Here is a 19,714-nt window from a genome sequence, read left to right as displayed (position 1 = left end):
ACTGTTAAACATGAAAAAGTACAAGTCAACAATACAATGCTCGGCGTGTGTGGCCAAAGTTACTTCGGCATTAGATGAAGTGGCAGGCAAGGGTCAGTGGTCGGTGGATCTTACGAGTCCTTCGAGAACGCTTACCGTTGAACCGGATGTGGCTCCTGAAAAAGTCGCTCAGGCGCTGGCGAAGGTGGGCTACAAGGCTGAACCCATTTCCTAAACTGCCGTTTAATACCTAACTTTGTCCTGATGAAGCGCTTGCGTCCCATAGTCACTCTGATGCTTGCCGTACTGGTATTAATATCCGGCACGAGCTTCATCGTAGGCGTTCACCGCTGCGGCGGGCATGTCGCCAGTGTGGCATTGTTCTCGAAAGCTGAGCCATGCGGCATGGAAATGCAAATGCCTCCCTGCCATAAGCCAGTGAAGCCATGCTGCTCAGATGAAAGTGTTGTTCATGATGGCGATGATTTTAAACCAGCTTCAGTCAACATTCACGTTGCACCTTCGCCACTCATTGCTGAACTCGCCTCTCCTGTTGTGATTTCCATTCTCGTTCCTGAGTTGCCGGCGATTCAATTTCCTCACATCGACTCATCACCTCCGACGGCTGCGCCTGACATCAATCTGGTGATGGGCAAGTTTCAAATCTGATAGTAATTGTTGCTCACGCGTAAGCGTGTCGGCGGCGCATAAAAGTGCGTGTCGCCAATCTTTCTATTCACTGTTAATTACTTTTCATCTACCGATATGATTGAGCAACTCATATCATTATCACTACGCAATCGCTTCCTTGTACTACTGATCGCTGCTGGCATGTTTGGCTGGGGCGCACTGTCTGTACAGTCAAGCAAGATTGACGCTATTCCGGACCTGAGTGAGAACCAGGTGATCGTCTTCACGGAGTGGATGGGACGAAGTCCCGAAATCATTGAGGACCAGATTACCTACCCTCTCGTAACAAATTTACAGGGATTGCCCCGCGTCAAGTATGTACGCGGATCTTCCATGTTCGGAATGAGCTTTGTTTATGTCGTCTTCAACGATGATGTGGATGTGTATTGGGGACGCGACCGTGTCCTTGAGCGCCTCAACTACGCATCACGCTTGTTGCCCGAGGGCGTAACGCCAACGCTTGGGCCAGACGGAACGGGTGTCGGCCATATTCTATGGTACACGCTGGATGCTCCTGGTATGGACCTCGGTGAGCAGCGTGCAATTCAGGACTGGTATGTAAAATTCGCCCTACAAAACGTTCAGGGCGTGAGTGAGATCGCCTCCTTCGGTGGTTTTCAAAAGCAATATCAGGTAACGATCAACCCTTCGAAGCTGGACTTTTATGGCCTCGCCTTCCAGGATGTGATCCGGTCGCTTCGCGTCAACAACAACGAGGCGGGCGGCCGCAAATTTGAAATGAGTGACGTCGGTTATATCATCCGAACAACGGGTTATCTAAAGTCGATTGAAGAAATCGCCAATCTGGCGCTGCGCAGTTCCAACGGTAACCCTATATACATCCGTGATATCGCTACAGTCCAGATGTCTGGCGAGCCACGCCTGGGAATATTCGATCTCAATGGTCAGGGCGAAGTGGTGGGCGGTATCGTTGTTATGCGCTATGGTGAAAATGCCGACCAGGTGATCGATCGCATCAAAGAGAAGATGGTAGACGTGAGCAAGGGTTTTCCTGAAGGAGTAAAATTTAATATCATCTATGACCGCAGTGAATTGATCCGCGAATCAGTCTCTTCGATCAAGACAACACTGATCGAGGAAATGATCGTTGTCTCACTGGTCGTGATCGTGTTCCTCTTTCACTGGAGGAGCGCGATCAGCATCATCATTCAGATCCCTATTACCATTGCCGGAAGTTTCATTCTGTTAAATGCCTTTAACATAACATCAAACATCATGTCGCTTACGGGTATTGCATTAGCTATCGGCGTCATCGTCGACAACGGCATCATCATGGCCGAAAACGCTTACAAGCATCTCTCTGTTCGATACTCCGAGCTAAATCCGGGTGACGACAGCAATCACAAGGACGACAGAATCACTTCCGGCGACCACGACAAAACTTATCCGGCATGAAGAAATTATTTAAACGAAACTACACCCCTATTCCGGACGAGGAACGGGTAGAGATCATCCGAAAGTCGGCGATACAGGTCTCTCGTGGTGTCTTCTATTCGACGATCATCATCATCGTTTCATTTCTGCCAGTCTTTATGCTCACCGGACAGGAAGGAAAATTGTTTCATCCGCTGGCATACACTAAGACCTTCATCCTTCTTGTGGACGCATTCCTTGTTGTAACTCTCGCCCCTGTTATTATTTCATTCTTTATGCGGGGACGATTTGCTGCTTCGAACTCACCCGTCAATAACTGGCTGGAGCGCGCCTACGAACGGATTATTGCCGCTTGCATTCGCTGGCGTAAAACCACGCTGGCTGTAAACCTCCTTGCACTTGCTATCAGCGTACCATTACTGTTCAGTGTTGGCACGGAGTTCATGCCTCCACTCGATGAACAATCGATCCTCTTCATGCCAGTAACGCTCCCTGATATTTCCAACGATGAGGTTAAGCGCATTCTTCAAGTGCAGAACAAAGTCATCAAGTCGGTACCGGAAGTGGATAAGGTACTGGGCAAGGCAGGAAGAGCGAGCACGGCGACAGACAACGCGCCCGTCAGTATGATCGAAACCATCATCCTTCTGAAGCCACGATCTGAATGGCGTGAAGGGATTACGAAACGTGACATCATTGCCGAGCTCGACAACAAATTACAAATACCCGGTGTTGTCAACGGGTGGACTCAACCGATCATTAATCGCATCAATATGCTGGCAACAGGCATTCGTACAGATGTTGGTGTAAAAGTGTATGGCCAGAACCTTGACACGCTCTATACGCTTTCCAAGCGTGTGGAAGAGCAACTTCGATCTGTTAAGGGAGTACAAGATCTTTACGTGGATCCGATTACCGGCGGAAAGTATCTCACCATAGATTACCGGCGTGAGGCGTTGTCTCGGTATGGCATATCCGTAGACGAACTTAACCTGGTTGTTGAATCGGCAATCGGCGGAGCCTCCATAGGACAGACGATCGAGGGACGCAGGAGATTCTCCATTGGTATTCGCCTTGGCCAGGACTTCAGAAACAGTCTCGACCAACTCAGGCGTATACCGGTGAGAACTCCTTCGCTTGGCACCGTCCCATTGTCATCCGTTGCCGATATTCGTTTCGAAGATGGCCCGCCGATGATTACGTCGGAGAACGCTATGTTAAGGGGAGCGGTATTGTTTAATGTAAGAGACCGTGACCTCGGAAGCACGGTTGAAGAAGCAATGCGGGTGCTGCGCAACGGTATGATTATGCCTTCGGGCTACTATGTCGAATGGAGCGGCCAGTACGAAAACCTCATCCGAAGCAAGCAAACACTCCAAATGATTCTGCCCGTCGTTTTGGTCGTGATCTTCATTTCACTTTATCTCGCTTTTAACTCCATTCGCGAAGCTTTCTTCAGCCTGATCACGGTACCGTTTGCCCTGATCGGCGGCGCGTATATCATTTATTTCTCAAATGTGCATCTGTCAGTTGCCGTAGCTGTTGGTTTCATCGCGCTGTTTGGCATTGCAGTGGAGACGGGAATTGTTATGGTCATATACCTCAATGATGCGATGCGCCAGCTGATAAGTCAAAAAGGAAATTCGGCCGATACAATTACGACAGAGGATCTTCGACAGTTCGTCATCGCGGGTGCAGCCAGACGCCTGAGGCCAAAACTGATGACCGTATGCGTTGCTCTCTTTGGATTGATTCCTGTGTTATGGTCATCGGGTGTTGGAAGTGACGTAATGAAACCGATCGTTCTTCCAATGATTGGCGGCGTCCTTACCTCGTCGACGCATATCCTCCTCGTTACACCTTTGATCTTTTTGATGACCAAGGAATATGAACTCAGAAAGTTTAAGAAACTGGAAGTTTATGAAACAAAGCATTAGGCTCAACTTACACAAAACACGTCGCCAACAAAATGCGACATGGACTCATATTCCCGGGCTGCCTGCACACATCCGGCCTGTGGCGTTTACGGGCCTGTTTCATATATGTATATCGCTCCTGCTTCCTGCTTTTGTCATATTCACCCCGAGGCAGTCATCGGCACAGGTCGTGACGCTTGATGAGATGTTTGAGGCAATTGCAAGCAACAATCCTCAGCTTAAGCAGTATGAAAGCAGGGCAAGCGCTATGGACATCTATGCTGCAGGCGCAAAATCGTGGATGGCGCCTATGGTTGGCGTTGGAACTTTTATGACGCCCTATCCCGGACAGGAAGTTATGGAAATGGATAAGGGAGCGGTGATGTTTTCTCTTGAGCAGGAAATCCCAAATCCCGGAAGGCAGAAGGCAGCATCGGCATATATGCTTTCACAGTCTGCCATTGAACGAACAGCCGGTCAGCGCCAGCTCAACACTCTTCGGGCAGAGGCACGCATGGTGTATTACCGATGGCTTGTTGCGGAGAAAAAACGCAGCGTGCTTGATGCAAGCCTCCGAACACTGGACCTGACGAAAAAGCTTGCTGAAGTACGCTATCCTTACAACAAGGGCAGCCTCTCAGATATTTACAAGCTTGAGGCGAAGATCTCTTCTGTTCAAAACAACCTTACTGCCAACGAAGGAAATATCGACCAGGCACGTGCTCAGTTATTGGCGCTGATGAATTTACCTATTAATACCTCGCTCATGATTGATACCACCCTTGACATACACGCTCATGCATCAGGAATCGACACGGCTGGATTCTCAGCAAGAAGAAGCGACCTTCGTGAACTCGACGCCCGCATAGCGTCAATGGAGTTAAACCGCGTGGCTCAACAGGCACAGGCAAAGCCGGACTTTAAGATACGCTTTGATCATATGCAGCCGTTGGGCGATAACGTACCGAGGCAATTCACAGCGATGGCAATGATTTCCATACCCATCGCACCCTGGTCATCGCGGATGTACAAAGCGCAGTCAAAAGGAATACGGTATGAGATACAATCCATGAGAGACGAACGCGCGGCTGTTTTAACGGAGACCTGGGGGAAGCTTGCCGGGATGTCGAAGCAACTCCAGTCGATGGAGCATCACCTCATGGGTTACAAACAATCCATTATGCCGGCCCTGGAAAAAAACTTTCAGGCGGCTATGCAAGCTTACGAAGAAAACCGTGGCACGCTCTTGACGGTGCTCGATGGATGGGAAGCTATGAACATGATGCAACTCGAGTATTTTGAAACAATGGATGAGTATTACCAAATGGTTACTGAATATGAGAAGGAGCTCGAGCTATAACGACATGAATTCATTAGCAGGCAAACTTATTTCATACGCCAGGATAGGAACTTTTGTCCTTATCGTCGGTTTGCTGTTCGCAGCGTGCAGGAAGGAAGCTGCGTCGAATGATGTATATACCTGTCCGATGCATCCAACAATCGTCAGCAACAAGCCGGGCGCATGTCCTGTCTGCAACATGGAACTCGTAAAGAAAGTACCCGGAGCAGAGGTTGTAATGGATGAAGAACTGTCTGCTGCAGCCGCATCGCCGGACGAAATGGTGCTTTCATCAGTGAAGACCGTGAAGGGAGAGTTCACAGCTCATCCTGTGTCCTATTCCCGTACAGGTGTTGTCACTTATGATGCGCGTAATCGTTCGATCGTTTCCGCGCGTGTATCCGGAAGGTTAGAGAAAGTGTATGTGCGCTATATTTATCAGCGGGTGCGCAAAGGCGACCGGGTTGCTGACATTTACAGTCCGGATCTCGTGGCTGCACAGCGTGAACTGCTGCAGGTGCACCGATCGGACCCTGATAATGAGCGTTTACTCGATGCCTCGAAGCAAAGGCTGCGCAACATGGGAATGACAGCCAAACAAATTGATGAAGTCATTGCCCGCAATGACCCCCAGTATAAAGTTACCCTCTACAGTCCGGCAGACGGAGTTGTGGTGCAACGGGGTAGCCAGGCGCCGTCAGCACCATCCGGCCCCGCTGATCAAAGTACAGGTATGAATTATGAAGATGCCATGAATGCATCACAGCCGCCGACGCAGACACCATCATCGCCGACAAATACAATAGAATTGCCCCGTGAGGGCACTTACGTAAGTGCAGGGCAATCCTTGTTTGAAGTGATAAGTTTTAACTCTCTTGCGATCGAAATAAACCTTCCTCCCACCGCTTCCGGTAGTGTGAGAAGAGGTGACGAGCTTAACATCACTTCAAACAACACTAACCTTAATGTAACGGTAGATCTTGTTCAACCTTATGTTGAGGCTGGCGAGCTGCTTATAAAAGTACGGGCCTACGTTCGCGGCGGAGATCCTTTAACAATTGGTCAGCTGGTCACAGCTAAACTGGAAATACCGGCTGCAGAGGGACTGTGGTTGCCAGCATCTGCGGTATATGACCTTGGCATCCGGAAGGTTGTATTCAAAAAGCAGGGTCGTCATTTTATACCAGTGGAAGTGGAAACCGGGGCTTCTACCGGCCAGGAGATCATGATCATCAGTGGTGTGGCTTCCGCCGAAGAGATAGCGGCGCAGGCACAATTTCTTATCGACAATGAAGGGTTTATTAAAACACGTTAATCATGGCATTTATAAAGACCGAAACGCTGTTGTACATTTCACTTTTCAGCATGCTGGCGGTTGCTGGCACGGGCTGCAAGCCGCAAAGCAACCACGCAGATTACTTGCATGCAGATACAACCGCATTACAGGCATCCACCTCTGGTAAACTATCCGCCGCAAAATATTTATGCCCCATGCATCCGCAGGTCACGAGTGATCAACCAGAAAAATGCCCGATCTGTGGAATGGATCTGGTGAAGGCAGCAACCGGATCTCTAATGCTCACAACAACTCAGGAAAGGCTTGCCAACATCAATGTGCGTCGCCTGTCAGAGGGGCATATCAGCGCAGAGCCGCTCATCAATGGACGCATCGTTGCCAATGAGGATCGCCGGTCAACCATCAGCAGTCGTGTTGCCGGTAGAATCGAAAAGCTTTACATACGCGAAACAGGCAGGTACATTACTGCCGGAAAGCCCCTGTATGATCTTTACAGCGACCAACTAAACGGTGATATTCAGGAATATCTCATTCTTAAAGATCAATACACCAAACTCGGCGATCAGCGAAAGCACTATTCATCGCTTCTTAAGGGAGCGGAGAATAAACTACTGCTGTATGGGCTATCCAGGAAACAACTTGACAAACTGACGGCTGGCAATTCCACAGTGACTATTTTGTCCCCAGCCAGCGGTACCGTAATCGACGCGCTAGTTACAGAGGGTCAGTATGTAGATGAAGGAAGTCTGATGTTCCGTCTTGATGATCTTGCAAAACTCTGGCTGGAGGCTGACCTTTACCCTAACGAAGCACAAGTATTCAAAATCGGCGACAGTATAGTGATACATGCCAGTGACCTGAAACCAGTTTACTCGCGTGTGTCATTCCTCACGCCGGTTTACCAGGAAAATGCACAGGTGATCGTTATGCGGGCGACGATTGACAATCCCGAAGGAATCTGGACGCCTGGTATGCAGATTAACGTGCAACAACTAAAGAAAGGGCGGCAAGTTTTGCAGTTACCAGTCGACGCGGTGGTCAGAAGCGAAAAGAATGTACACGCATTTGTTCGAACAGCTGACCACACTTATCAAATGAGGTTGGTTAAAACCGGCGCGGAGAATGCAGGTGTGATCGAGATAACTGAGGGGCTAAGCGCGACTGATGACGTTGTTATCAGCGGTGCTTATCTCCTGTATAGCGAAATGGTGCTGCGGAACGGAGCAGACTTGATGGCACATAATCATTGACCCACTAAGAATAAACAACTAAACATGACAACAATTAACCGAACAGCAAACAAACTTGTGGTGGCCTTACTCGCAATTGTTCTCTCAGCATGCGGAGGCAAGAACGCAGAGCATGAGCACGTAGAGCACGCGGAAGAGGCAAGCGCCACGGCAGCACCCGCCGCATCTGCACCGCAATACACAGCCGATGAAGAATTTAAAAAACAGCTGACAGCCGTATTCGAAAGCTATACGTTACTAAAAGACGCATTTGTTTCCTCGGATGCAGCCAAAGTCATGGGAGGTGCAACGGCTACGCTGGGCGCACTCGACAAAGTGGACATGAAGCTGGTCGATGGCGCCGCTCATCATGATTGGATGACCTACCTTGAGAGCATGAAGAAATCACTGCAGGAAATCGGTGCGGCAGGCGACATCGAAGGCCAACGTGCAGCATTCTCCAACCTCAGCAATGATTTGTACAAGACCATTAAAGCGTATGGTCTGAGCGGTGAAACGGCTTACTATGAATACTGTCCGATGGCTTTCGATAACAAGGGCGCATACTGGCTGGCGAAGGAAGAAAAGATACGTAATCCGTATTTTGGAGATAAGATGCTTACCTGCGGATCTGTGCAGGAAACGCTTAGGTAGTTCAGGATTGAAAATTGAGATTGAAATTTAGGCCCCAGGCGTCTGGGGCCTTTTTTTATGCTTGCTTGCGACGTGTGTATGATCAAAAAGCAAGACGTTCGTTTACTTCAATCAATCCTTCACTGAGTACTTCTCCCAATAGCCGGGAGCTGGTTCGATCTGCTCCACGATGTCGATATATAACCCATTGGGATCTGTGAGTCCGAATCGAAGCTGACCCCACTCCTCCTGCTTTAACTTGTAAGTGATCGGCGCACCACGTTTGACCAATGTATCAAACACAGCTTTCGCATCATTTACCTGGAGGGTAAAAAAACTGCCGCGCTTATTAAACGAACCGTAGGATGGAGGTGTCGAAGGATGATTAACATCAATCAAAGCAAAGGAAACGGGTCTTTCACCCTGAGATTGCAGATATACAAACCAGGTTGCTTCAAACACCACCTGGAAGTCAAGCCACCTGACATAGAAGTCACGGCTTTCGTTTAAGTGTTCCGTAATATAAACGCTATAGGCGTCGGCATACTGAATTGATTGACTGTTTGCAGCTGTTTTCATGGCCATCAGGGTTAGGATAATCAATATTTTTCTCATGACTTTTCCTTTAAAGAAAACAGCGCCGGGTGACAACCCTATGTCAGCAGCTTTTCCATTTCTATTACTTTTTGAATTCCTCAGTGCTGATCTAAAAGGCCTCATTGCCCAATTTTGGATATTGTAGGTCAATTGCCTGCGCCCTTTGGTGTACCAGCATGCACCGGATATCAATTGCAATTGATGAAGCATTTTTCACCCGTTATTTTTCGAGTTGTCCTAACGTCAAATCCCGGATATGAAACACCAGATACCGACTGACTGCAAACTTCCGTAATTCGTTATCTTTATAACAATGGTTCAAACTTCCGGAACGCTGCAGACCCCCCCGCCCGCCATTCACAAGGAGCGCGCCCAAAGCTGGTTCATGCGATACAAGCTGTATCACATTCCGTTCTGGATGACGTACCAGTATCTTTGGTGGACTCTTCGCATAGGTAGTCCGCTTGAGGTTGCCAACGCAATATTTTTGAACCCTGCTGCCACTTGTAAATATGTTTTTTACGTCGCCTTCCAGGCACTGGGGGTGTACTTCAACCTATACTTCCTGATGCCCCGTTTGCTGGATCGAAACCGTTACGTCGCATATGTGGTGTCGGTGGTGCTAACGATTATTCTATGCGCATGGTGTATCGTTGGAGGATACTATGTTGGTGCACTCCTGTCGGACAAAACTTTTCAGGAACTGTACAGCCGCAGCCCTTACGATGTGTATGGCTTGTTCGAATCTGGTTCGCTTCCTTCAACGGCGGCAGCAATGACGCTTGCCATGAGTATCAAGCTCACCAAGAGGTGGGTTGAGGGCCGTCGCCGCCTGCAACTCATGGAACAGGAAAAGCTCGAAACAGAGCTTAAATTTCTTAAATCGCAGTTTAATCCTCATTTCCTGTTCAACACGATCAATTCCATATTTGTTTTGATCAACAAAGACCCACGTAGCGCGAGTGACGCTCTGGCGCGCTTCTCTGATCTACTGAGATACCAACTGTACGAATGCAATGAACACGAGATCACACTTTCTCAGGAGTTGGCCTATCTCGAAAACTTCATTGCTCTACAAAAGATCCGTCAGGACGACAACGTGGAAGTTAGTTATGAAACCATTACACCCCAGCCAGACCGTTGGATGGTTGCTCCATTCATGCTGATGCCTTTTGCCGAGAATGCATTCAAGCACGTTTCCCGGAGCAGGCACCAGCGCAACTATATATCGATCTCGCTAACTTTGGCTAATGAAACGCTCCGGCTCGTAGTTATAAATACCATTGGTGACACTAGTTCGAGGGATATATCAAACGCAGGAGGCATCGGTATGAAAAACGTAACGCGTCGTCTGGCGCTCCTCTACCCTGATGCCCATCGCCTCGACATAAACCGGGACCCTCAGATGTACAGGATCGACCTCGCACTTCAACTGAGAGCCGCCCCCGGTTACAACCGCGTATCAAACAACACATCTCTTACCACGCACGCATCGGCATGAATCTTACTACTGCAATCATTGACGACGAGCCTCTTGCCAGAGAATGTATAGCGAACTACGTTAACGATGTTGATTTTCTTTCACTCACTGGTGTGGGAAGTAATCCTGTTGAGTTGCTGCAACTGCTTGATAGCACTCCCGTTGACCTTGTATTCCTCGACATTCAAATGCCGCTGATCAATGGAATCGATTTCCTTAAGACAACACGCGATCTGCCGATGGTCATCATTACAACAGCGTATCCCTCCTATGCCCTGGAGGGATTCCAGCTCGACGTAATGGACTATTTGGTTAAGCCAATCACTTTTGACAGGTTCTTTAAGGCTGTTAACAAGGCGAAAGATTATCACCAGCTTCAGGCACGTGCGTCGGCGTCTGACGAAGGGCATGCCTCTACAGAATACTTTTTCGTCAAATGCGGCTTTCGCTTCGAAAAGATATTTACTGACGATATCCTGTACGTTGAGGCGCTCCAAAATTACGTCACCATCTTCACGACAAAAGGCAAGTTTATGACGCTGCTTACCCTGAAACAGGTGGAACAAAACCTTGATGACCGGCAGTTCATTCGCGTTCATAAATCGTATGTGGTTTCAATGCCGCGCATCGCGGCGATAGAAAATAATGAAATCTTCATTGAAGGCTCACGTATACCCATAAGCAGACAATATCGCGATAATGTCATGGAACGGGTGGTCAATTCCCGACTATGGAAGAAGTAACCTGCTGGCCCCTAGAGCATCCCTGCCGGTAAGTCATGAATACTTTCATTTCGGTCTTTGACATAACCATGCGCTGATCTGTATAAAACAGGTTGCACAGGCAGCGCCGTTAAGGTATCTTCCAGTTAGATTAGCACTGCTTATGCGTGGTAATCGAAGTTATCCTTAACCTATGCAACTCTCTCAAAGAATGTCCCGCACTTTCGTGAATGGTGCAGCCATGGCGATTGGCTGTCTGCTACTTGTGTCCATGACCACGTCGCCGTCGAAGGTGCATCCGATTCCAGCGCGCTCCAGCGCGCACGTTGGCGTCCTGCCAACGTTGCCGCGCATTGTTCCGGCACCTCCAGGGCGAGAACCTGTTTATGCAAAGCACGGCATGGTTGTTTCTTCATCCGCCATCGCATCTGAAATTGGGCGCGACATATTGAAGCAGGGAGGCAATGCCATCGATGCCGCCGTAGCTACTGCATTTGCTATGGCCGTCACCTGGCCTTCGGCCGGCAATATTGGCGGCGGTGGATTTATACTTTATGTCGACAAGAACGGCAAGGCTACCAGTTTCGACTTTCGCGAGAAGGCACCTTTGACTGCAAGCGAAACGATGTTCCTTGATTCCAACGGCAAGCTGATCAGTAATCTTAATCATCGGGGAATACTTTCTGTGGGAACACCCGGAACCGTGGCTGGTCTTTTTCTTGCACACCAGCGCTATGGCAAACTCCCCTGGAAAAAGCTTGTTGACCCTGCTGTCAAACTCGCAGCAAAAGGATTTGTCTTTACACATGCACTGATGGACGATTCCGAATGGAAGAAATCAACCTGGACGAAGATTCCGTCTACCGCGCACGTTATGTACCGTAACGATTCCATAGTTATCGGGCAAGGAGAAAACTGGAAGCAACCTGAACTTGCTTCCACGCTCAAGCGTATCCGTGACAAAGGACATGATGGATTCTACAAAGGAGAAACTGCTAAGCGGCTGGCACAATTCATGTCATCGCAAGGAGGATTGATCACAGAAAAAGACCTTGCAGAATATCAGGCCATCGAACGCAAGCCGATCGAGGGCAACTATCGTGGCAACATCGTTTATTCAATGCCTCCTCCAAGCTCCGGCGGCGTAGCCCTGGTTGAAATGTTAAATATACTTGAGGGCTACGATCTCAAACAGGTGGGCTATGCGTCGGCCGATTACATTCACCTGCTTAAAGCTGCCATGCAGCGGGCATTTGCCGATCGCGCAGAATACATGGGCGATCCAGACTTTAATCCCGAGCTGCCCGTTGCACGACTTACATCCAAGCAGTATGCCGCGCAATTAAAGCAGACCATATCTTTTGATAAGGCATCCCCAAGTGATTCATCACGGTTTGGTCAGATCTACGATGGCGGCAATAACACAACGCACTTTTCAGTGGTTGACAATGATGGAAATGCTGTTGCCCTGACCTACACGCTGGAAAACTCCTACGGCTCACAAATTGTTGCCGATGGACTTGGCTTCTTCCTTAACGACGAAATGGGCGACTTCAACCCCATGCCTGGAGTGACGACTAACGACGGGCAAATTGGAACAAAGCCCAACCTTATACGTCCCGGTAAGCGAATGCTCTCCAGTATGACACCAACAATTCTGGTAAAAGACGGGAAGCCACTTATGGTTATTGGTACGCCTGGTGGCCGCACGATCATCAACAGCGTGCTACAGGTAATACTAAATGTGATCGATCATCAAATGAACATCGCTGAGGCCGTTGAGGCTCCGCGTTTTCATCATCAATGGTTACCCGACTGCATCTATCTTGAATCACTTACGGTGAACAAAAACACCCAGGAAGAATTAACACGCAGAGGCAACAAATTGAAAGAGTTACCTCCCACCTGGTATCAGGGCGCGGCAATGGGTATCTACATCGATCGGAAGTCAGGATATATAATGGGTGGTGTTGACTCCAGGAGTCCGGATGCCGGCGGTGCAGGTTACTAGCGGACTAACGAAGCGACCATAGGACTTCATGTTACTGCAGGTAACCTTCACCTCCCGGAATGTTCAAATCATTGCATCGATTCAACAATAAGCGGCCACAAACTATCTTTGAATTTTCTTCGGAATAGTCCTGTATGTCCCACCTTGTGGCGAGTATACTGCGACGTCCATATTTTTCGAATACTCACCGTTGCGTTCGGAAAGAATTGCATCATCATCGAAACGGTCTTGTCGTTGGCGATATAGTCGTCGCTTGTGTAGATAGCGGTGACGGGCCCTGTGAAGTGATAAAAACGATCCGTGTGAAGTGCTTCGTTAACATACTTTCGATAGTAGTAAGGGTCTGTACACCAGTCTCGCCATTCTATTAGCGCGTTCCGCGGTAAGTCTTCGCCCCAGCCAATCTGTCTCATCTTACCGTAGCCATAGAGCCTCAGCATCAAAGGAGACACCAGGTACCACATCATCCAAATCCCCAGATTCATGGGAAATGGAAAGTATCCCCAGTAGCCGACAGCCGCATTGATTGCAACCACCTTTCTTATGTAATGGTGATGTTCAATGAAGCCTGTAAGTTGGGCGCCGATACTGTGACCGATCCATGTAATATTTACACATCCACACGTCTCAACCAGATAACGCATCACCGCGTTCATATCTTTGATGCCCCAATCATGCATAAATATTGGAGACGACTTAAGATCACGCGGCGCTGAACCTCCGATGCCGCGATAGTCAAAGAGAAGAACATTGTAGCCCTGCTCTACCAGAAACAAACCGAAGTTTATGTAAAACTCCTTCTTCACACCCGTTGCCGAACTGATCACAGCAGTCCCTTTCGCACCCTGGTCGGCTTCACTATATAGCGCACTGAGTTGATAGCCATCTGCTGCGCAAATCATCACCTCCTTCATTGTGTTCGTCTCTAGATCCTAAAATCTTCATTACGCATTCTAAACACCTGGCGCATCAGCTGGAAAGCGGAGGATAATTCACGGAAGACAGCGGTTGATCGTTTCATTACATTTTTCATAACTGCAATATTTTGTTAGACTATACAGAATGCAGCGCGAACGGCTGCAACATCCACAGGAACGAACAAAAGTATTCAGTTGATTCGCAGGCTTCCGGTAATCCGGTTGCAATGTCAGGTACTATTGAATGAATGAATCAAAGCTATCCCCCGGCGCACGTGATTCAAGAGGAAAGCAAGGAAAGGTTTTGTCTCAGTTACTACCTAACACTGGCAGACCTAATAATGTGAATACATTATTAAAGCAACAGCTGAATATGATTTCCGCATAAGTCCGGGCCATAAGTTGAAACTGATTTCACATTGCACGACCAGAGACGAAAAAAAAGTAAAAGTATTCTTCAGGTGCGAGAATAGACCGAAGGAGATACACCGAACTGTTTCTTGAAGCACTTCGTGAAGTACGACTGATCGCGAAACCCTACGCGATAACCAATCTGTGTCACAGTATCTGCCTTAGCTGCGATGAGATCAGCGGCGTGTTTGAGTCTGAGGTCGCGAATGAACTCGCTGGGCGAAAGGCCAGTCAGGGCATGCAACTTTCTGAACAACTGCGTTCGGCTGAGGCACGCCGCCTCAGCTAGCTGGTCAACACCAAAGTCCGGATCTGACAACTGCGACTCAACTACATCACGCACGGCAAAGAGAAATTTCTCTTCAAGAGATTCGTGCTGTTTTGGCGTTGGTTCAACAAGCACCTTTTGCCGAAAACGTTCCGACAATTTTTTCCTTTGCGCGATCAGGTTGTCGATGCGAACCAAAAGCTCCTCAGCAGAAAAAGGTTTTGTGAGGTAATCGTCGGCACCTATTCTATAACTATCAAGCTTTGATGAAGATTCGTTTCTCGCCGTCAACAGCACTACCGGGATATGGCTTGTGCGTTCATCCTGCTTAAGTCGTTCAGTCAGTTGCATGCCGTCTATCTTTGGCATCATCAGATCGCTCAGTACGAGATCAGGAAGCTGATCCCTTGTAAGCGAATAGCCTTCTTCACCGTCACAAGCTGTTAATACTGTGTAGCGGGATCCCAGCAACGATGATATGAAGCTGCGAAGGTCATAGTTGTCTTCGACCACCACGACCGTATTGCGTCCGGTTATAACGGTATCGCCAGACGACCCGCTCAGCGCCTGATTTGTCAGGGTTGAACTTGTATCATCATTTGCAATTGTTGCGTCGGTCGTCTTTGCCGGGAATTCGCTATCGATACTCTCCGCACCATTGGCAAACGTGCCTGATTCCACCAATTCGTCCACAGAAAAGGCCGACATGTTCACTGGCAGTGTAACAACGAAAGTACTACCGACCTTCTCCCGACTGTCGAGCTCAATGGTACCATGGTGCAGCATCGTCAATTCTTTTACCAGAGACAGACCCAGGCCGGTACCTTGTTCATTCTCGTCACTGCTGTGCCTGACCTGATAGAACGGTGAGAAAATCCTGTCTTTCTCATTGGATGAAATTCCTCTTCCAGTATCGGAAACCGTGATCACAAGACTCATCAGACCATTTGTCCGTTGTAACGTTGCTTCAAGAAACACAACGCCACCCGCGGGTGTAAATTTCAGAGCATTCGAAAGGAGATTCGAAACAATCTTTTCCAACTTGTCACTATCGCACCAGGTGTCGCGGGAATCAATCGAAATGTTTCTTATGAATCGAATGTCGCGATGTTCGGCAAGTGATTCGAAGGACGATGACAATGTAACAATCTGCTGGCCCACGTCTGCATTTTTCACGCGAAGTTCCATCCTTCCCGCATCCAGCTTGGAGAGATCCAGCAATTGATTCACGAGTTCGAGCAAGCGCCTCGCATTACGCTTCATCATCAGCCATTTCTCCTCTGTGAGAGAGTTCTGTTCAGATCGGCTCTCGAACGGTGCAAGGATAAGCGTTAACGGCGTCCGGAATTCGTGCGAAATATTGGCATAGAATCGCGACTTTGCTGCATCCATTTCTTTCAAGCGCTCGGCCTGTACCATTACTTCTTTTGTGCGCTCGGACACAAGTCGCTCAAGTCTTTCCTTTTCAAGTTCGAGCCTTTTAGACCTGCGGTCGGCTAAAACCTTAATTATAATCAGTAAAGCGATAGCATATAAGGCGTATGCCCACCACGCGCGATAAATCGGAGGAAGTATTACAAATGACAACATGGCTTCATCTCCGATTCTTCCATAGCTGTTCCTTCCGCGAACACGAAACGTATAGTGACCTTCAAAAAGATGAGTAAAGTTAGCGTGCGTAAGCGTCGACCATCGTGACCAACGATCGTCGTATCCCTCAAGCATGAACTGATACTCGTTTGCCTCCGCCTGTTCATAATTCGGCAATGCAAACTCGAACCCCGGGCTGTTAAGTGCATACCCAAAGCGAGGTTCATTTTCAGGATGTTCTTCAGCGAGAACAGAATCGCGATTGACGAGAACTTTTCTTATACGAGTTGCAAAGGGCAACGAATCTGTATGCGAATACATCTCATTGTACACTACAAGTCCCTCGCCCGTGGAGAAAAAAGTTACTCCATCAAATGCAAACATTGACTCGAGGCGCTGCGGCAGAAAGCGATTGCCAGCAGGTACTTTACGCAACAGACCACGACGGTATCTAAACAATGACGTTGTTCCTTCCTGATTCACCGTCAACCAGAACGCGTCCCCTCCCGATTGTTCAATATGCTGAACTTCGGTATCCTTTATCGGAAAGTGCTGCATGACGGATTCGAAGCGCCGGAATGTGAGACTATTGTTATCCAGGGAATAGATCGAGCCGGCGGATGGCAGCAATGGCTTGTCACCGGACACAATCAAAAGCCCATTTACCATCGATGGCAGGCCGCGTGTTGTGTCATAATGAACCACCTGTTTGATATCGGCAAGTCTTCTCTTATCCATTGTCGCGGGGAAACGCAGCTCATACACCCCCTGATAGCGCGTTCCTATAACAACATTTCCATTGCGGGACCTTTCTATGCGACTCGGCCGGCCGTTGAGTACAAGGGTGTCAGCACCCCGTTTCCAACTATTGCCATCTTTAATCAATTCCCCTATCACACTTGTGGCCGTCGCGAACAGCAGATAATCACCCTGGCTGTTCGCCGCACCAAGCGTATGAACGTTCTGATCGTAAAGGCGATTGATCTTGCCGTCGTCGTTCATGCAGAAAAGTCCAAAGTAGTTCCCAATGATCATCTGATCACCAACTACCTCGAGGTCGCTGGTGAGGTATTCCATGTGGGGTACTTTCAGGAACGTCCGCCGCCGGCTGTCCTTTGGATCGAAGGACAGAACGTATAGCCCTGAAGTTGTAGCCGCATAAAGCTGATTGCGAAAGACCGCCACATCGTTCACTTCCTCGTCGATGCCCTGAAAAGTATCAAAACGACGGAGAGGTGAATCCCATTCCACTCGCATAAGCCCTTTGTCCGCAGCCAGCCAAAGATCACCCGTAGCATCAACAAACACATCGACAATGGTATTGGAGGTAAGTCCGTCGCGGCGTGTGTAATGATTTATTATGGTACCATCAGACTTAGCAATGTAAAGTCCGCCATCGAGGCAACCAAGGGCATAGTTACCATCGGGAAGACGTGTGGAGCGATAAACAAATCCTTCAGGCAAACTGAAGTCATGAATGGCAGTCTTTATACCATGATCACTGATTGAATAGGCTTTATCATTACTGGTGATCAGTGTCCATCCAGACTGCCCGTTTGGAAGACCCGCCGTTACCGACTGGCCGGTAAAGTCTGCATCAAATGCAGAAATCTTCGTGGGCCCGTTTGCAGTCATCCGGTGCAGGCCTTTGCCTTCGATCTGAATCCAAAGTGCACCGCGGCCAGTCCATGAGAATCCGAAACTCTTCTCCCGCCATACCTGCGCTTCGTTTCCTGCCCAACGGATCAGATGTGTGTCGGTGACGAAGTAAATGGTGTCCTGAATTGCGTGTGTGACCCATACATCGCCAAAGGCACGCTCTTTAACTTCTAATTCAGACAGAAGCGAATGGTACTTCACACCCGCTCTATGACCGGGTTCCAAATACCCAATTTCGTTAACGCCTCCGGCAAAGACGCGCCCATGCCTGTCTGTTGCCAGCGATTTAACTGGTGAATTGCCTGCAGCTTTGATCAGGCGCCAGTTAACTCCATCAAACTGCAGAATGCCATTTGTATTACCAACATAGATCAATCCGGACTTATCCTGCGTGACAGCCCAGTTCTGACCCCCTACTTTATAATCTCTTGACGTGTACGACGTGATGTACGGCAACCCCTGAGACCAAAACGAAATCAGTTCATTGTTCTTTGGGGTGGCCCCGTCCTGCGCGAAGAGGTTTAATTGAGCGACAAAGGCAATCCCGGAAATAAGAATTCGAACAACACGACCCGGCATATCCATCAAAATTCTGCATTAAGTAAAACGAAACCAATCAATAAGTGTCACCAACGAGTTGACTAAAGATGGTCATTGTCGCTTGTCATCACTCGTGAGAGTATGCATCCGCACTACAAAGGATTCTACGGTGATTGACGCCTTTCAGGTGGCAATCGGTTGGAATTATCTCACTATCGGGATGGATTTTACCTGGAATTGCAACCACATTACCTGATTCAATATCTCAGAATGAAGCCAATACGCAGGTATAACGGTCTCGTCGTTGGACGAAAAACAATAAAGTGATTGATTGAACGGAGTTGAACTGTTTTGCGATCTGCCATACCCCAACTACCACCAATTGCGTTACTAACGAGCCTGCGACAATTAAAGGTTGAAGAACTGCAAGCAATCTGGAATCGGCCTGTGCGCAGGATTACGAAAGCACTCTAACAATCTTAACGAAGCGCTTTCGATAGTGAGGTGTCATCGCTGTTTCAATTACACTGTAAGCCTTGCCGGATGTGGCATGAATAAATGATATGGTTGTCCCTCCTTCTGTCACAATTCCGACATGCCCTACTGCGCGTGTGGTTCCGCTCTTCGGCCCAGTGAACAGGATGATGTCGCCAGGCTGTGCTTCATCAAGAGTTACACGCTTTCCGATCTTTGCAAATGCCGACGAGCTTCTGGGGACATTCACATTGAAGTGTTTAAAAACATACAACACAAATCCGGAACAGTCGAATCCCTTTTCCGGATCAGCACTCGCGTATTTATAGGGAACACCTTTAAAGCTTTGAGCATAGGTGATCAGCTCGGCAGGATTTATCACCGAATGGTTTGGCGTTGATTGTTGCACATTGACCGCAGTGGTGTCTGACGAAGGCAATCGTTGAGCGTATGATTCCGCTGACCTTCCACTGCCTGGAAGACAATACAACATTGATGAAAGCACAACAATCAAACTATTCATATTCGTCTGTTCAAATCAAAAAAATGAATCCGCTTCGCGGATCT

General features: G+C 48.5%; 15 protein-coding genes. 11 read left to right on the top strand and 4 right to left on the bottom strand.

The window, feature by feature from the left end:
• Positions 1-10: 10 nt before the first annotated feature.
• From WBG78_RS26440 to WBG78_RS26405, 8 genes are all read left to right on the top strand, one after another.
• Positions 11-214 (top strand): heavy-metal-associated domain-containing protein, encoded by a 204-nt coding sequence (locus WBG78_RS26440; RefSeq protein ID WP_337329524.1) that lies wholly within the window; start codon positions 11-13, stop codon positions 212-214.
• Between the two features lie 29 nt (positions 215-243).
• On the top strand, positions 244-648 hold the full coding sequence (locus WBG78_RS26435) for an HYC_CC_PP family protein (RefSeq protein ID WP_337329523.1): 405 nt from the start codon (positions 244-246) through the stop codon (positions 646-648).
• Between the two features lie 96 nt (positions 649-744).
• Positions 745-2,085, top strand: coding sequence for an efflux RND transporter permease subunit (locus tag WBG78_RS26430; RefSeq protein ID WP_337329522.1), 1,341 nt, complete (start codon positions 745-747; stop codon positions 2,083-2,085).
• Complete coding sequence (locus WBG78_RS26425; protein WP_337329521.1) at positions 2,082-4,001, top strand: efflux RND transporter permease subunit; 1,920 nt, start codon at positions 2,082-2,084, stop codon at positions 3,999-4,001. Before WBG78_RS26430 ends, WBG78_RS26425 begins: the two co-directional genes overlap by 4 nt.
• A complete protein-coding gene (locus WBG78_RS26420; RefSeq protein WP_337329520.1) occupies positions 3,985-5,340 on the top strand; it encodes a TolC family protein in 1,356 nt (451 codons plus the stop codon). The genes WBG78_RS26425 and WBG78_RS26420 overlap by 17 nt, the downstream gene beginning before the upstream one ends.
• On the top strand, positions 5,318-6,634 hold the full coding sequence (locus tag WBG78_RS26415) for an efflux RND transporter periplasmic adaptor subunit (RefSeq protein WP_337329519.1): 1,317 nt from the start codon (positions 5,318-5,320) through the stop codon (positions 6,632-6,634). Before WBG78_RS26420 ends, WBG78_RS26415 begins: the two co-directional genes overlap by 23 nt.
• A gap of 2 nt (positions 6,635-6,636) precedes the next feature.
• Entirely contained in the window at positions 6,637-7,866 is a 1,230-nt protein-coding gene (locus tag WBG78_RS26410) for an efflux RND transporter periplasmic adaptor subunit (protein WP_337329518.1), read from the top strand.
• Positions 7,867-7,890: 24 nt separating this feature from the next.
• Positions 7,891-8,499: a DUF3347 domain-containing protein gene (locus WBG78_RS26405; protein WP_337329517.1), complete on the top strand. Its 609-nt coding sequence runs from the start codon at positions 7,891-7,893 to the stop codon at positions 8,497-8,499.
• 111 nt (positions 8,500-8,610) lie between these two features.
• On the opposite strand, the gene WBG78_RS26400 is transcribed toward WBG78_RS26405, so the two are convergent.
• Complete coding sequence (locus WBG78_RS26400) at positions 8,611-9,093, bottom strand: VOC family protein (protein ID WP_337329516.1); 483 nt, start codon at positions 9,091-9,093, stop codon at positions 8,611-8,613.
• A gap of 295 nt (positions 9,094-9,388) precedes the next feature.
• Here WBG78_RS26400 and WBG78_RS26395 point away from each other — a divergent pair, with 295 nt between their 5' ends.
• From WBG78_RS26395 to ggt, 3 genes are all read left to right on the top strand, one after another.
• Entirely contained in the window at positions 9,389-10,576 is a 1,188-nt protein-coding gene (locus tag WBG78_RS26395) for a sensor histidine kinase (RefSeq protein WP_337329515.1), read from the top strand.
• Positions 10,573-11,298, top strand: a complete 726-nt coding sequence (locus WBG78_RS26390) for a LytR/AlgR family response regulator transcription factor (protein WP_337329514.1) — start codon at positions 10,573-10,575, stop codon at positions 11,296-11,298. Before WBG78_RS26395 ends, WBG78_RS26390 begins: the two co-directional genes overlap by 4 nt.
• A gap of 190 nt (positions 11,299-11,488) precedes the next feature.
• Positions 11,489-13,288, top strand: a complete 1,800-nt coding sequence (ggt, locus tag WBG78_RS26385) for a gamma-glutamyltransferase (protein WP_337329513.1) — start codon at positions 11,489-11,491, stop codon at positions 13,286-13,288.
• Between the two features lie 68 nt (positions 13,289-13,356).
• On the opposite strand, the gene WBG78_RS26380 is transcribed toward ggt, so the two are convergent.
• The 3 genes from WBG78_RS26380 to WBG78_RS26370 all read right to left on the bottom strand — a co-directional run bounded on the left by WBG78_RS26380 (position 13,357) and on the right by WBG78_RS26370 (position 19,670).
• Positions 13,357-14,190 carry an alpha/beta hydrolase family protein gene (locus tag WBG78_RS26380; protein WP_337329512.1) on the bottom strand — a complete coding sequence of 278 codons (834 nt, stop codon included), beginning with the start codon at positions 14,188-14,190 and terminating at the stop codon, positions 13,357-13,359.
• Between the two features lie 472 nt (positions 14,191-14,662).
• Positions 14,663-18,712, bottom strand: a complete 4,050-nt coding sequence (locus WBG78_RS26375) for a hybrid sensor histidine kinase/response regulator transcription factor (RefSeq protein WP_337329511.1) — start codon at positions 18,710-18,712, stop codon at positions 14,663-14,665.
• A 418-nt stretch (positions 18,713-19,130) separates the two neighbouring features.
• On the bottom strand, positions 19,131-19,670 hold the full coding sequence (locus tag WBG78_RS26370) for a C40 family peptidase (RefSeq protein ID WP_337329510.1): 540 nt from the start codon (positions 19,668-19,670) through the stop codon (positions 19,131-19,133).
• Positions 19,671-19,714: the final 44 nt, after the last annotated feature.

The sequence above is a fragment of the Chryseolinea sp. T2 genome (assembly GCF_037203685.1).
Taxonomy (GTDB): domain Bacteria; phylum Bacteroidota; class Bacteroidia; order Cytophagales; family Cyclobacteriaceae; genus Chryseolinea.
This window is presented reverse-complemented; position numbering and strand designations above follow the sequence as displayed.

Bases quoted from the DNA above. Each gene is read 5' to 3' on its own strand.
- WBG78_RS26440 (WP_337329524.1), top strand. From the start codon at position 11: ATGAAAAAGTACAAGTCAACAATACAATGCTCGGCGTGTGTGGCCAAA.
- WBG78_RS26435 (WP_337329523.1), top strand. From the start codon at position 244: ATGAAGCGCTTGCGTCCCATAGTCACTCTGATGCTTGCCGTACTGGTA.
- WBG78_RS26430 (WP_337329522.1), top strand. From the start codon at position 745: ATGATTGAGCAACTCATATCATTATCACTACGCAATCGCTTCCTTGTA.
- WBG78_RS26425 (WP_337329521.1), top strand. From the start codon at position 2,082: ATGAAGAAATTATTTAAACGAAACTACACCCCTATTCCGGACGAGGAA.
- WBG78_RS26420 (WP_337329520.1), top strand. From the start codon at position 3,985: ATGAAACAAAGCATTAGGCTCAACTTACACAAAACACGTCGCCAACAA.
- WBG78_RS26415 (WP_337329519.1), top strand. From the start codon at position 5,318: ATGAGAAGGAGCTCGAGCTATAACGACATGAATTCATTAGCAGGCAAA.
- WBG78_RS26410 (WP_337329518.1), top strand. From the start codon at position 6,637: ATGGCATTTATAAAGACCGAAACGCTGTTGTACATTTCACTTTTCAGC.
- WBG78_RS26405 (WP_337329517.1), top strand. From the start codon at position 7,891: ATGACAACAATTAACCGAACAGCAAACAAACTTGTGGTGGCCTTACTC.
- WBG78_RS26400 (WP_337329516.1), bottom strand. From the start codon at position 9,093: ATGAGAAAAATATTGATTATCCTAACCCTGATGGCCATGAAAACAGCT.
- WBG78_RS26395 (WP_337329515.1), top strand. From the start codon at position 9,389: ATGGTTCAAACTTCCGGAACGCTGCAGACCCCCCCGCCCGCCATTCAC.
- WBG78_RS26390 (WP_337329514.1), top strand. From the start codon at position 10,573: ATGAATCTTACTACTGCAATCATTGACGACGAGCCTCTTGCCAGAGAA.
- ggt (WP_337329513.1), top strand. From the start codon at position 11,489: ATGTCCCGCACTTTCGTGAATGGTGCAGCCATGGCGATTGGCTGTCTG.
- WBG78_RS26380 (WP_337329512.1), bottom strand. From the start codon at position 14,190: ATGATTTGCGCAGCAGATGGCTATCAACTCAGTGCGCTATATAGTGAA.
- WBG78_RS26375 (WP_337329511.1), bottom strand. From the start codon at position 18,712: ATGCCGGGTCGTGTTGTTCGAATTCTTATTTCCGGGATTGCCTTTGTC.
- WBG78_RS26370 (WP_337329510.1), bottom strand. From the start codon at position 19,670: ATGAATAGTTTGATTGTTGTGCTTTCATCAATGTTGTATTGTCTTCCA.